General features: G+C 54.7%; 11 protein-coding genes. All 11 read left to right on the plus strand.

Annotation, left to right across the window (positions count from 1 at the left end):
- Positions 1–486 (plus strand): hypothetical protein (locus tag K5905_RS13055; RefSeq protein WP_297584511.1); only part of this gene is annotated, 486 nt, incomplete at its 5' end.
- 145 nt (positions 487–631) lie between these two features.
- On the plus strand, positions 632–1,705 hold the full coding sequence (locus K5905_RS13060; protein WP_297584513.1) for a hypothetical protein: 1,074 nt from the start codon (positions 632–634) through the stop codon (positions 1,703–1,705).
- Positions 1,706–2,505: 800 nt separating this feature from the next.
- Complete coding sequence (locus tag K5905_RS13065; protein ID WP_297584514.1) at positions 2,506–4,491, plus strand: long-chain fatty acid--CoA ligase; 1,986 nt, start codon at positions 2,506–2,508, stop codon at positions 4,489–4,491.
- The gene (locus K5905_RS13070; protein WP_297584516.1) at positions 4,488–5,315 is read left to right on the plus strand and encodes an ABC transporter ATP-binding protein; all 828 of its coding nucleotides are present in this window, start codon (positions 4,488–4,490) and stop codon (positions 5,313–5,315) included. Before K5905_RS13065 ends, K5905_RS13070 begins: the two co-directional genes overlap by 4 nt.
- A gap of 13 nt (positions 5,316–5,328) precedes the next feature.
- The gene (locus K5905_RS13075) at positions 5,329–6,282 is read left to right on the plus strand and encodes a branched-chain amino acid ABC transporter permease (RefSeq protein WP_297584517.1); all 954 of its coding nucleotides are present in this window, start codon (positions 5,329–5,331) and stop codon (positions 6,280–6,282) included.
- A gap of 11 nt (positions 6,283–6,293) precedes the next feature.
- On the plus strand, positions 6,294–7,370 hold the full coding sequence (locus K5905_RS13080) for a branched-chain amino acid ABC transporter permease (protein WP_297584518.1): 1,077 nt from the start codon (positions 6,294–6,296) through the stop codon (positions 7,368–7,370).
- Between the two features lie 111 nt (positions 7,371–7,481).
- A complete protein-coding gene (locus tag K5905_RS13085) occupies positions 7,482–8,810 on the plus strand; it encodes an ABC transporter substrate-binding protein (RefSeq protein WP_297584519.1) in 1,329 nt (442 codons plus the stop codon).
- Positions 8,811–8,865: 55 nt separating this feature from the next.
- Positions 8,866–9,720 (plus strand): ABC transporter ATP-binding protein, encoded by an 855-nt coding sequence (locus tag K5905_RS13090; RefSeq protein ID WP_297584520.1) that lies wholly within the window; start codon positions 8,866–8,868, stop codon positions 9,718–9,720.
- 24 nt (positions 9,721–9,744) lie between these two features.
- Positions 9,745–10,983, plus strand: a complete 1,239-nt coding sequence (locus tag K5905_RS13095; RefSeq protein WP_297584521.1) for a phenylacetate--CoA ligase family protein — start codon at positions 9,745–9,747, stop codon at positions 10,981–10,983.
- Between the two features lie 125 nt (positions 10,984–11,108).
- Entirely contained in the window at positions 11,109–12,188 is a 1,080-nt protein-coding gene (hemH, locus tag K5905_RS13100; protein WP_297584522.1) for a ferrochelatase, read from the plus strand.
- 216 nt (positions 12,189–12,404) lie between these two features.
- Positions 12,405–13,199 (plus strand): SPFH domain-containing protein (locus tag K5905_RS13105; protein ID WP_297584523.1); only part of this gene is annotated, 795 nt, incomplete at its 3' end.

Consider the following 13,199-nt stretch of genomic DNA (forward strand, 5'->3'; position numbering starts at 1 on the left):
ATCGTTGTCCCTGAAAATGCATATCTTGACGCCTCTGGATCGGGTTGGAACTGTGAAAGGGGATTCCGTAATACACTCAGAAAATCGTGTGCTCCTGTAATCGTACCCCAAAATGCTTTTCTGACTCCGCACGGTGACGACTGGGAATGCGAAATTCCCTTCCGCGCTCAAGAAGATCAATGTGTTGAGCAATTTGCGCCTGAAAACGCACACCTTACCCATGCAAGTTACGGCAACGGGTGGGAATGCAATCGTGGTTACATCCAATCTCGCGATAAATGCGTTCCGATCAAACTTCCGGAGCACGCATACCTTACCGGAAATACCTATGATGACGGCTGGAAGTGCGAGCGAGGCTACAAAGCCGTCTCTGATGCCTGTGTACCAATATCATTGCCTGAAAACGCACATTTGAACTTCTTTGGTAACGACTGGGAGTGTGACCGACCGTTCAGCAAAGATGGCTCTGTTTGCGTTCGCAATTGACATTTGCACGGAAGCCATACCTTGGACAATCAACGACACCATTCCCAACGATAAAAAGGAAGATCTACATGAAAAATCCACAGGTGCCGGTGAGCTTTATGTGCGATCATGATCGAGATAAAAACGTCAGGAAAGTCGTGCAGTCATGACCATAGTCACGACGAAGGAAACTCGACAGCACGACGATATCAGCAAACTCAAATCTCCAGGACGTATCGCGATTGTCACTTCGAAAACCGATGGCTTGAAAGAGACCGGTTTCGGGTCAATTGAAACATGCACCGCTATGTACCGGGCGATACGAACAAAATATCAAGACGTAACTTTTCACGAAGTGACCACCAAGGAGTCTCTCAACGGGGTTTTACATGAATCACCTGATTTGGTTGTATTATGTTGCAAGTACTTTCAGGATCCAGACACGGCAATCAAAACATGGTTTTCGGAATTCTTTGCCGGCAAAGGTGTTAATTTTACCGGATCAGATCGAGAGCACCTTGAATTCGACTCTAACAAGAGCAAAGCGAAAACTCTTCTGCAAAACTCAGGGATCGCAACAGCAAAGTTTTTCATAACGCTCCCTGGGCAATACAGTGAAGAGGCTGATCTTCCCGTACCTTTGCCGTTGTTTGTGAAACCCCTCGACGCGGCAAACGGAAATGGAATCGACGAAAATTCAATCGTCCGAGACTTCGAAAGCTATCGGAATAAAGTCGATGAAGTATTCAGGTTGTTCGGGGATGGCGTGCTTGTTGAAGAAGAACTTTCCGGACGGGAATACACTGTTGCGGTTCTGGATGATCCACAGAGACAGCTGCGTTTCATTGTGCCGCTGCAAATCTCACCCCCTAAGAATTGCAAGGGAGATCGAGTGCTTGGGTATGAAGCCAAATTAAAAAACGAAGAATCGCTTTCCCAGGTTTCAGAGCCTCTCAATGGAGAGTTAATTCAATTCGCAGACAGAATTTTTACCGTACTCGGCGCGCGTGATTTCGGTAGAATCGATATCAAACTCGATGCATCCGGAATACCTCATTTCCTTGAAGCCAATCTCGTTCCGGGGATGACCCCAAGTACCAGCTATTTTCCTCGTGCCTTATTTCACATGGCTCAGTCGGAACTAGACTTCTTGAATACAACGCAAATGACACATACAGACGTTGCACTAAAAATTGTGGAACTTGGATTGAACCGTGCTTCACTGGCCGAGGTTGTTTAGCACTGGTCTCCAGAAACCTGAAAAATCGGGATTGGATCAAGCTCAATGCGAAAAATCTCACCAAGAAGAATTCGTTTGGGATGTAAAGGTCACATAGTAACAAGATGTTCGGTTTGCTAAGCAAATATTGCTGAACAACCGCCGCCGTTTCTTGACCTAGGACGCGGTGCATTTGAGTCTTGAGGGTGTCGGAAAGCTCGCTCGTATATCAATACGGGCTTCGCTTCCCTCCTGCTCAGGATTCAATTGCAACACACGCCGCGTCCGAAACCAAGCCGTCCACACGGCCTAGTTGGTTGTTTTTCTTCGCTTTCCTGAGATTGGCAGTATTGTTGCGACTGGGGAAACGCCGATGCAGAAGCGCAACCTGCATCTGCACACCTCACTTACCTCCTGTTGCTCAGGCAATCTCATAATCAGATAGGCGCAATCATTACGTCAAAAGAACATCTTTTTCTTGCTTCAGATGCGCCATTCTTTCGCACCTGCAGCGCGAATGAAACATTTCGACATGTTTGACACATATTGCTGCAAATCCCCTGAACTAGCTTTCAATTTATCGGGTTTGAGACGGGGATGGTGTTTGGCCTTTTACAAATTAACGGTTGAAGGTTCGGGCGGCAGAGAGTTTCATATCCAATGAAAGAACGACCCCTTGAAACTGGGGCGCCTTCCAGATCGGCCGGGCCGCACGTGATCTCACGGAAACGCTCAAAAAAAGCTGATCGCACAGAAAGAGATTAGAGCATCTAAGCATGCGTTCCTTCGGACGCAGGGTGCTTTAGGGGAAGAAACGATACATGGTAGGGTCGGCCAGCGCTTCGCCGCGTGGGGAGGACACCTTTCCGAAAATTCTTTTGCACAACGCGAAGGTTTTCGGATCCCGGACCGCGTTCCGGGAAAAGGATTTCGGGATCTGGCAAAGCTGGACCTGGTCCGAGGTGTGTGAAGAAATCCGCGCTTTTTCCATTGGTTTGCAAAGTCTCGGGCTCGGAGCTGGAGATAAGGTTGCCATCGTCGGGGCCAACCGACCGCGGCTTTACTGGGCTATGGTTGCCTGTCAGGCGGTTGGTGCCGTTCCGGTGCCGGTCTACTCCGACAGCGTCGCTGAAGAGATGGCCTTCGTTCTCGGCCATGCGGAAGTTAAATTTGCAGTAGTGGAAGACCAGGAGCAAGTCGACAAGCTTTTGTCGATGTCGGACGAAGTGCCGAGCCTGACTGATATCATCTATGATGAAGCGCGTGGGCTGCGGGACTACGATCACACCCATTTGCATGATTACGCCTCGGTACAGGACAAGGGGCACGCCCTTGTCGCGAAAGACGGGGCGCTGGCAGGCAAATGGGCTGAGGGATTTTCCGGTGGCACAGGCTCCGACATTGCCGTCATGCTATATACATCCGGTACGACGGGACGTCCCAAGGGGGTGATGCTCTCGTTCGACAACCTGGTGATTTCGGCCCGAAACGGCAACGCCTTCGACAAGCTCGACGAGACCGAGGAAGTGCTCGCCTATCTGCCGATGGCTTGGATCGGCGACCATGTGTTCTCGCTCGCACAGGCATTCACCGCAGGATACTGCGTCAACTGCCCGGAAAGCATGGATACGATTGACGTCGACCGGTTGGAAATCGCACCGACCTATTTCTTTGCTCCGCCGCGCGTTTTTGAAAACATGCTGACTCAGATCATGGTGCGCATGGAAGATGCGGGAAAATTCAAGCGCCGCATGTTCGATGCTTTCATGGATGTCGCGCGGAATGTCGGCGAGAAAATCCTGAACGGTGAGGATGTCGGCTTCAAGGATCGCCTGCTTTATCGCCTTGGCGAGTTGTGTGTTTACGGTCCTTTGAAAAACCGCATGGGTCTGACCCGGATGAAGGTCGGTTATACGGCGGGCGAGGCTATCGGACCGGAGATCTTCCAGTTCTACCGCTCGCTCGGACTGAACCTTAAACAGCTTTACGGCCAGACCGAAGCCAGCGTCTACATCACGCTGCAGCCCGATGGCGAGATCTTTGGCGACACTGTCGGCAAGCCGGCTCCGGATGTCGAGTTGAAGATCGAGGAGAACGGCGAAGTCATGTACCGTTCGCCAGGGGTTTTTGTCGGCTATTTCAAGAACGACGAGGCAACCGAGAAAACCAAGACGCCGGATGGCTGGGTGCATACCGGTGATGCCGGGATCATTGCCGATAACGGCCACCTGAAGATCATCGATCGGGCGAAGGATGTCGGCAAACTCAACGGTGGAGCGCTTTTCGCGCCGAAATATATTGAGAACAAGCTCAAGTTCTTCCCGAACATCAAGGAGGCGGTGGCCTTCGGTCATGAACGGGACATGGCGGCGGTGTTCATCAATATCGATCTGACAGCCGTCGGTTCCTGGGCAGAGCGCAACAATGTCAATTATGCGTCGTATCAGGAACTTGCCGCCAATCCGGACGTCTATTCGATGATCGAGAGCCATGTTGATCAGGTCAACAAGGACCTGGCGCAGGAGCCGATGATGGCGGGTGCGCAGATCAAACGTTTCCTGATCCTGCACAAGGAACTGGACGCGGATGACGGTGAACTGACCCGGACGCAAAAGGTCCGGCGTTCTTTCATCGCCGAGCGCTACGAACCTCTGATCGAGGCACTTTATGACGGTTCGACCACGAAACATGTGCGCACCGAAGTGACCTTCGAGGACGGCCGCAAGGGCGCGATTGAAGCAACGGTCGAAATCCGTGACATGACCACCTACGACACCGACAAGGGCATTCAGGAGGCAGCCGAATGAACGCCTTTGTAACCGACAAGACGCTTGCTCCCGCAGGAGAGTTGGAACCAGCCGAGCGTGAAGAGCTATTGAGGGTCGACAACGTGTCGCTGTCCTTTGGCGGCGTGAAAGCGATAACCGACATCTCCTTCGACATTCTGAAGGGAGAGATCCGGGCCATCATCGGTCCAAACGGCGCCGGCAAGACCTCCATGCTGAACGTCATCAACGGCTTTTATCACCCGCAGGAAGGAACCATCACCTGGCGCGGCAAGGTCCGCCGCAAGATGAAACCCTACGAAGCCGCCAGCCAAGGCATCGCCAGGACGTTCCAGAATGTGGCGCTGTTCAAGGGCATGACCACACTGGACAACATCATGTCCGGCAGGTCGTTGAAAATGCATCGCAATTTCTTCTGGCAGGTCCTATGGCGCGGACCGGCGGAGAACGAAGAGATTGAGCACCGCCGGAAAGTGGAAGACATCATCGACTTCCTGGAAATTCAGGCGATCCGCAAGACACCGGTCGGACGGTTGCCCTACGGCCTGCAGAAGCGTGTGGAACTTGGCCGGGCGCTGGCCATGGAGCCGGAACTGCTTCTGCTGGATGAACCGATGGCGGGCATGAACCTGGAAGAAAAAGAAGACATGAGCCGGTTCATTGTGGATGTGAACCAGGAGTTCGGCACGACGATTGCGTTGATCGAACACGACATGGGCGTTGTCATGGATCTCTCCGACCGCGTGGTTGTGCTCGATTACGGCAAGAAAATTGCGGACGGTCCGCCCGAAGAGGTGCAGGCCAGCCAGGCCGTGATCGACGCTTATCTCGGTGTGAGCCACTAGGGGAAAACAGATTATGCTCTACGACATTTTCATCGATCCCTTCGTGCAGATGTACGACATGCCGGATTTCTTCCTTCAGGTTCTGTGGGAAGGTTTCGTGGCCGGGATCCTTTACGCTCTGATTGCGTTGGGTTTTGTGCTGATCTTCAAGGCCTCCGGCGTTTTCAACTTCGCGCAAGGCATCATGGTGGTGTTTGCCGGTTTGACGCTGGTCGGCCTCAACGAAAACGGAATACCGGCCTATCTGGCGCTTGCGCTGACCATCGTGGCGATGGGGGTACTGGCCTACGGGGTTGAGCGGGTCGTCATGCGTCCGCTCGTCAACCAGCCGGACATCATCCTTCTGATGGCAACAATCGGCCTGACCTATTTCCTGATCGGCTTCGGCGAGTTCGTTTTCGGTGGTGAGCCGAAGCAGATGATCACCGAACAGCTCGGTCTTCCAACCGGCTCAACCGCAATTGAGATGGGTGAACGCGGGTTGATCATCCTGCAGCATATCGACATTGCGGCTGCGGTGATTGCCGTGATCATGGTAACGGCACTCGGGATCTTCTTCAACAAGACCCGTATCGGCCGGGCGCTGCGCGCAGTGGCAGATGATCATCAGGCGGCTCTGTCGGTCGGGATATCCCTCAACCAGATCTGGGCGATTGTCTGGTTCGCGGCAGGTCTTGTCGCGCTGGCAACCGGGATCATGTGGGGCGCGCGCTCCGACGTGTCATTTGCGCTGGAAATCGTTGCCTTCAAGGCGTTGCCGGTGCTGATCCTCGGTGGGTTCACCTCCATCCCGGGGGCAATCGTCGGCGGACTTATCATCGGCTTCGGCGAAAAGATCGGCGAACTCTACTGGGGTGGTCTGGTTGGTGGCGGCATCGAGTCGTGGCTCGCCTATATCATCGCCCTGATCTTCCTGCTGTTCCGGCCGCAAGGTCTCTTCGGCGAACGTATCATCGAGCGGATTTAAGGGTCTAATCCATGTTTTATCGCGAAGCTGGCCAATTCAAGACGAGCTACAAGGCGGATCAGGCGCTTATGCCGATCCTGCAGGACCGGGTCGGACTGACTGTCATTCTGCTCATCGCCTTTGTTGCTATTCCGGCCTTTGCCAATGACTTCTTTCTGACCTCCATCATGATCCCGTTTCTGGTGTTTTCGCTGGCGGCGATCGGATTGAACGTACTGACGGGTTTTTGTGGGCAGCTGTCTCTTGGTACCGGGGCGTTCATGGGCGTCGGTGCCTACGCGGCCTATAAGCTGACAACGATCTTTCCGGACGCCAATGTTATCGTCATGGTGCTTTTGTCGGGGATCTTTTCCGCTGCCATCGGCGCGGTGTTCGGTCTGCCGAGCCTTCGCATCAAAGGGCTTTATCTTGCCGTTACGACGCTGGCGGCGCAGTTCTTTCTGGAATGGTGCTTCATCCGTATTCCGTGGCTTTACAACTACAATGCTTCCGGCGCGATTGAAGTGCCGCATCGGGAAGCCTTTGGCGTTGTCGTCTCGGGTGCCGAAGCAACGCCGATCGTCCGATACTTCATCGTGCTCTGCATCACCGTGGCGATTGCCTATCTGATGGCAAATGTCTTGCGGGGACGGATCGGGCGCTCCTGGATGATGATCCGCGACATGGACATCGCTGCGGAACTGATGGGTATCCGCCCGCTGCAAACCAAGCTGATGGCTTTTGCTGTGTCGTCCTATATCTGCGGTGTCGCCGGTGCGATGATGGTGTTCTTCTGGCTGAATGCAGCCGAGCCGTCTTCCTATTCGATCTCCCTGTCCTTCCAGATCCTGTTCATGGTGATCCTTGGCGGTCTGGGCAGTCTTGGCGGAGCATTCATGGGGGCGGCATTCATCTGGATCCTGCCGGTGTTCCTGAAGTTCATTCCGGGTACGCTCGGCATCGATGTCGCCGCAGAAACCGTTGAGCATGTCACGTTCATGATCGTCGGGGCATTGATCATCTTCTTCCTGATTGTCGAACCGCACGGGTTTGCACGGCTCTGGCAGATCGGGAAACAAAAGCTCAGGGTCTGGCCGTTCCCCTATTAGGACGTCCGGCCCTTCCTACCCGCCAACCGGAACATGGACCGATCCGGGGAGGAATGGCGCAATTGGTCTGGCGGTACCGGATGGTCCGGGGCCGCATGGGAGGAGAATATGATGAACTTCAAGCAATTTGCGTTGGGAACCGCTGTTGCGCTTGGGGTTGGTTTGTCCGGTGCGATGACACCGGCTGCCCAGGCCCAGGACAGCAACTATGTTCCGCTGCTGACCTATCGTACCGGTCCGTTCGCGGCTTCGGGAATTCACATCGCCAACGGCATGCATGATTACCTGAAAATGTTGAACGAGCGCGACGGCGGCATCGGCGGTGTCAAGCTGGAACTGGAAGAGTGCGAAACCGGCTACAACGCCCAGAAAGGTGTTGAGTGCTACGAAGCAACCAAGGGCAAGGGTGCCCTGGTCTACAATCCGTATTCCACCGGCATCACATTGCAGTTGATCCCAAAGGCCGGCGTCGACAAGATTCCGGTCCTGTCCATGGGTTACGGCCTGTCGGCAGCAGCTGACGGCACTACTTTCCCGTGGGTCTTCAACGTGCCGGACACCTATTGGGACGGTGCTTCCGTGGTCATCAAATATATCGGTGAGCAGGAAGGCGGTCTTGAGAACCTGAAGGGCAAAAAGATCGGCTACATCTTCCTGGATGCCGGTTATGGCCGCGAGCCCATCCCTCTTCTGGAGCAGCTGGCCGAAAAGTATGGCTTTGAACTTCTTCAGTATCCGGTCGGTGTCAAGGAAATGCAGAATCAGTCGTCGCAGTGGCTGAATGTGCGCCGCGACCGTCCCGACTACATGGTCATGTGGGGCTGGGGTGCGATGAACCCGACTGCCATCAAGGAAGCCGTGAAAATTCGCTATCCGATGGAAAAGTTCATCGGTGTTTGGTGGTCTGCCGGTGATGATGATGCGGCTGCTGGCGGCGAAGGTGCCAAAGGCTACAAGGCGATGAATTTCTCCGGTGTCGGTCGTGACTTCCCGGCGCTTGACGACATCGAGAAATATGTTGTCGGTGCGGGCCTGTCCTCAACTGATGCGGAAACCATCGGTGGCACGCTCTATAACCGCGGTGTTCTCAATTCCGTGATCATTGCAGAAGGCATCCGCACCGCGCAGGAATTGACCGGCAAGAAAGTGATTACCGGTGAAGACATGCGCATGGGCCTGGAAGCACTGAACCTTGACGAAGCCCGTTTGAAGGAACTGGGCCTGGAAGGCTTTGCGCATCCGATGAAGGTCACCTGTGAGGACCATGCCGGCAGCAATCCTGTGTTCATTCAGGAATGGAACGGCAAGAAATGGCAACAGGCATCAGGCTGGATTGAGCCGATGACCGACCTCGTCCGCCCACTGCTGGAACAGGCAGCTGCGGAATATGCCGAGAAAAACGCGCCGTGGCCGAAGCGCACCGAACCCTGCCCGAACTGACAGGCAGTCCGCTCCATCGCGCATTGCGCGGTGGAGCCTCTCAGGAGAGTATGGAATGGCATTACTGGATGTAGAACAAACCGGTTCGGACAGCGCAGCGGACGCAGCGGAAACGATCCTTTCGGTCAACAATATCGAGGTCATATATGATCATGTGATTCTGGTATTGAAAGGGGTTTCACTGACGGTTCCCAAAGGCGGGATCGTGGCCTTGCTAGGAGCAAATGGCGCCGGCAAGACGACCACGCTGAAGGCGGTATCCAATCTGCTCGGCGCGGAACGCGGCGAGGTGACCAAGGGCAAGATCCTGTTCGATGATGAAGAGGTTCAGGCGCTCTCCCCGAACGATCTGGTTCGCCGCGGATGCATTCAGGTCATGGAAGGCAGGCATTGTTTCGGACACCTGTCGATTGAAGAGAATTTGCTGACGGGTGCCTATACCCGCAAGGACGGCCATGGTGCGGTGAAAGCCGACCTGGAAATGGTCTACAATTATTTCCCGCGCCTGCGAGAGCGACGCCAGAGCCAGGCAGGTTACACATCCGGTGGAGAGCAGCAGATGTGCGCCATTGGGCGCGCGCTGATGAGCCGGCCGAAAATGATCCTGCTTGACGAACCCAGCATGGGGCTTGCGCCTCAGCTTGTGGAAGAGATTTTCGAAATTGTCCGCCAGCTCAACGAAAAAGAAGGAGTTTCCTTCTTGCTTGCTGAACAGAACACCAACGTTGCGCTGAGATACGCGACTTACGGCTACATCCTCGAATCCGGCCGCATCGTTTTGGACGGCGATGCCAAGGCTCTGCGCGAAAACGAGGACGTCAAAGAATTCTATCTGGGCGTGGGCGGCGAGGGACGCCGGTCGTTCCGGAACGTCAAACACTACAAGCGAAGGAAGCGCTGGCTGGCCTGAGGGCCAAAAAGGGCGGAGACGACCATGAGCGACATTCAGTTTGACACGCGCGAACGGCAAGACCCCGTTCAGCGCGAACAGGACCTTTTTGCCAAATTGCCGGAATTGCTGGTGCACGCAACCACGAAGTCGACGGCCTGGGCGGAACATCTGGTTGGTCAGGATCTTGCGGGTGTAACGGATCGCGCAGCGCTTTCCGGTTTGCCTGTTCTCAGAAAAGCCGACCTGCTGCAAAAGCAAAAGACCACCCCGCCCTTTGGCGGTTATTTGGCGGGAGATCTTTCAGAAGCTGCTCGTGTGTTCATGTCTCCCGGGCCGATCTGGGAACCCCAGGCTCCCGGTCTCGATCCGTGGAACGGTGCCCGCAGTCTTTTTGCTGCCGGATTCCGCAAAGGTGATGTTGTTCTGAATGCATTTTCCTACCACCTGACACCGGGCGGTTTCATTCTAGACCAGGGTGCGATCGCTCTTGGATGTACCGTTTTTCCGGCAGGTGTCGGCAACACGGATACGCAGGTCGAGGCGATTGAAGTCCTCAAACCTTCCGGGTTCGTGGGAACACCGGACTATCTTAAAGTCCTCCTGGACCGGGGGCGGGAGCAAGGTCGTGATATCTCCTCCATCAAGAAAGCCCTGGTTTCCGGCGGCGCCTTGTTCCCGTCCCTTCGCGAAGAGTATGAAAATCAGGGGATTCAGGTCGGTCAGTGTTATGCCACGGCTGACCTGGGAGTGATTGCATATGAGACCGAGGCCCGGGAAGGTCTGGTCGTCAATGAAGATTACATAGTTGAGATCGTCAGGCCTGGTACCGTTGAACCTGTTGCAGACGGGGAAGTCGGGGAACTGGTTGTCACAAATTTCAACAGCCTTTATCCGTTGATCCGCTTCGCCACCGGCGATCTTTCCAAAATCATTCCGGGCCAGTCTCCCTGTGGACGCACCAACATGCGTCTCGCCGGGTGGATGGGCCGGGCGGACCAGCGCACCAAGGTAAAGGGCATGTTCATCGATCCGGCGCAGATAGCGCAGATCGTTGCCGCGCATCCCGAAGTCTCCAAGGCACGTCTCGCCGTCAGCCGGCAAGGTGAGGCAGATGCCATGACCCTGACGGTGGAAACCGATGTAAGGGAAAACGGCTTGCTGGACCGTGTTGCCACGACCTTGCGCGACGTCACGCGTCTCAAGGGTGATGTGGAACTTGTCGACCCGGGTGCGTTGCCAAACGACGGCAAGGTCATCGCGGACGAACGGGAATATGGATAAAACACGTGCACGGGCGGGTGATCTGCCGGAATTCTTGAGCGTATGGATAATGCCGCATTGGCCTTGGCGACAGCATGGCCTATGTAGTGCGGCAGAAGAAGAACACTCAAGGACCGGACCCGCACATGACCGTTCACACGACCGCGCCTCTTGCCACCGAAAAGGCAGCTGAGTTCAGCAGCGTTAAGTTGCCGGAGGGACATCCCTCGGTGAAAAGCGGAAAAGTCGGTGTTCTTCTGGTCAATCTGGGGACCCCGGATGCGACTGACTATTGGCCGATGCGCCGATATCTTAGAGAGTTTCTGTCCGACAAGCGCGTAATCGAATGGCCAAGAGCGATCTGGTACCCAATCCTTTACGGTATCGTATTGATGACCCGTCCGGGAAAGTCGGGCAAAGCCTATGAGGAAATCTGGAATCACGAGCAGAACGAGTCGCCGTTGCGGACAATTACGCGCAACCAGTCAGAACGGCTTGCGGATGTGCTCGGTGATGACAATGGCAGACTGAAGATCGACTGGGCCATGCGCTATGGGCAACCTTCCATCCCGGAAAAGCTGAAAGCCCTGAAGGAAGACGGCTGCGACCGAATCCTTGTCTTTCCTCTCTATCCGCAATACTCGGCGACGACGACGGCAACGGTCAACGATGTCGTCTGCAAAACACTCCTTGAGATGCGCTGGCAACCCGCTATTCGCACCGTTCCGCCCTATCATGACGATCCCGTCTACGTGAGTGCGCTGGCAAAATCGGTCGAGCAGCATCTGGAAAGTCTCGATTTTGAGCCCGACGTAGTGCTGACTTCCTATCACGGTATTCCGCAATCCTATTTCAAGAAAGGCGACCCTTATCACTGCCATTGCATGAAGACCACGCGCTTGATGCGCGACGTGCTTGGCTGGGATAAGGAGAAACTGCGGGTAACCTTTCAGTCCAGGTTCGGCCCGGAGGAATGGCTGCAACCCTATACCGACAAGACCGTCGAGCAGCTTGCGAAGGACGGTATCAAAAACGTTGCTGTCATGAATCCCGGCTTTGTTGCCGATTGCCTGGAGACCTTGGAAGAAATCGCTGGAGAGGCCGGAGAGATTTTTGAAGAAAACGGCGGCGAGAAATTCAGTCATATACCGTGTCTGAATGACAGCGAACTCGGCATGGATGTTCTCGCTCATATCGTTCGCCGGGAACTGGGGGGCTGGCTATAGCCGGCACCGAAAAATTTTAAGCATGCCGCCGGAAGATCCTCGTAAACAATCCTGAGGCACCTCATGTTTCATCGGGCTGATTTACAATGCGCCCGGTTTTCCATCGAAGACCGGGCACAATTCTTTTGAAATGCCAATTGCGCTGGATCAGTCTTTTGAAACAGCGCATAGTGCCGCATCTATCAAGGCAGACCCAAAAAATTATGGGAGACATTCATGCCACTTGCGGGATTTGATATTTTCTTGATCGGCCTGGTCGTGCTGGTCATTCTTATTTTCTTTGCCGGGGTAAAGACCGTACCCCAAGGGTACAATTACACCATCGAACGGTTTGGCAGATATCGGAAAACACTGGCGCCGGGCCTGAACTTCATTGTGCCGTTTGTCGATCGTGTCGGCCATAAGCTGAACATGATGGAGCAAGTGCTCGATGTACCTTCCCAGGAAGTCATCACGCGGGACAACGCAACTGTCACGGCAGATGGTGTTACCTTTTACCAGGTGCTGGATGCAGCGCGCGCCTCTTACGAAGTGCTTGGGCTCCAGAACGCGATTTTGAACCTGACGATGACCAACATCCGGTCTGTGATGGGATCGATGGATCTGGATAATCTTCTGTCCAACCGTGACGAGATCAACGCCCAGATCCTGCGCGTTGTTGATGCGGCCGCGGAACCATGGGGCATCAAGATCACCCGCATCGAGATCAAGGACATCAATCCGCCGCGCGACCTTGTCGACGCCATGGCCCGGCAGATGAAGGCCGAGCGTGAAAAACGCGCATCGATCCTGGAAGCTGAAGGAAAGCGACAGTCCGAAATTCTGAAAGCGGAAGGCGAAAAACAGTCGCTCATACTTGAAGCGGAAGGACGTCGTGAATCTGCTTTCAGGGACGCGGAAGCGCGGGAACGTGAAGCCGAGGCGGAGGCGAAGGCAACCCAGATGGTCAGTGAGGCGATTGCCGCAGGTGATGTCCAGGCCATCAACTACTTTGTCGCCAACAAGTATGTT

This window comes from Roseibium sp., assembly GCF_025698965.1.
Classification (GTDB): Bacteria; Pseudomonadota; Alphaproteobacteria; order Rhizobiales; family Stappiaceae; genus Roseibium.

What these genes read in the sequence shown, in the direction of transcription:
- K5905_RS13060 (WP_297584513.1), top strand. Translation starts at nt 632, where the DNA reads ATGACCATAGTCACGACGAAGGAAACTCGACAGCACGACGATATCAGC.
- K5905_RS13065 (WP_297584514.1), top strand. Translation starts at nt 2,506, where the DNA reads ATGGTAGGGTCGGCCAGCGCTTCGCCGCGTGGGGAGGACACCTTTCCG.
- K5905_RS13070 (WP_297584516.1), top strand. Translation starts at nt 4,488, where the DNA reads ATGAACGCCTTTGTAACCGACAAGACGCTTGCTCCCGCAGGAGAGTTG.
- K5905_RS13075 (WP_297584517.1), top strand. Translation starts at nt 5,329, where the DNA reads ATGCTCTACGACATTTTCATCGATCCCTTCGTGCAGATGTACGACATG.
- K5905_RS13080 (WP_297584518.1), top strand. Translation starts at nt 6,294, where the DNA reads ATGTTTTATCGCGAAGCTGGCCAATTCAAGACGAGCTACAAGGCGGAT.
- K5905_RS13085 (WP_297584519.1), top strand. Translation starts at nt 7,482, where the DNA reads ATGAACTTCAAGCAATTTGCGTTGGGAACCGCTGTTGCGCTTGGGGTT.
- K5905_RS13090 (WP_297584520.1), top strand. Translation starts at nt 8,866, where the DNA reads ATGGCATTACTGGATGTAGAACAAACCGGTTCGGACAGCGCAGCGGAC.
- K5905_RS13095 (WP_297584521.1), top strand. Translation starts at nt 9,745, where the DNA reads ATGAGCGACATTCAGTTTGACACGCGCGAACGGCAAGACCCCGTTCAG.
- hemH (WP_297584522.1), top strand. Translation starts at nt 11,109, where the DNA reads ATGACCGTTCACACGACCGCGCCTCTTGCCACCGAAAAGGCAGCTGAG.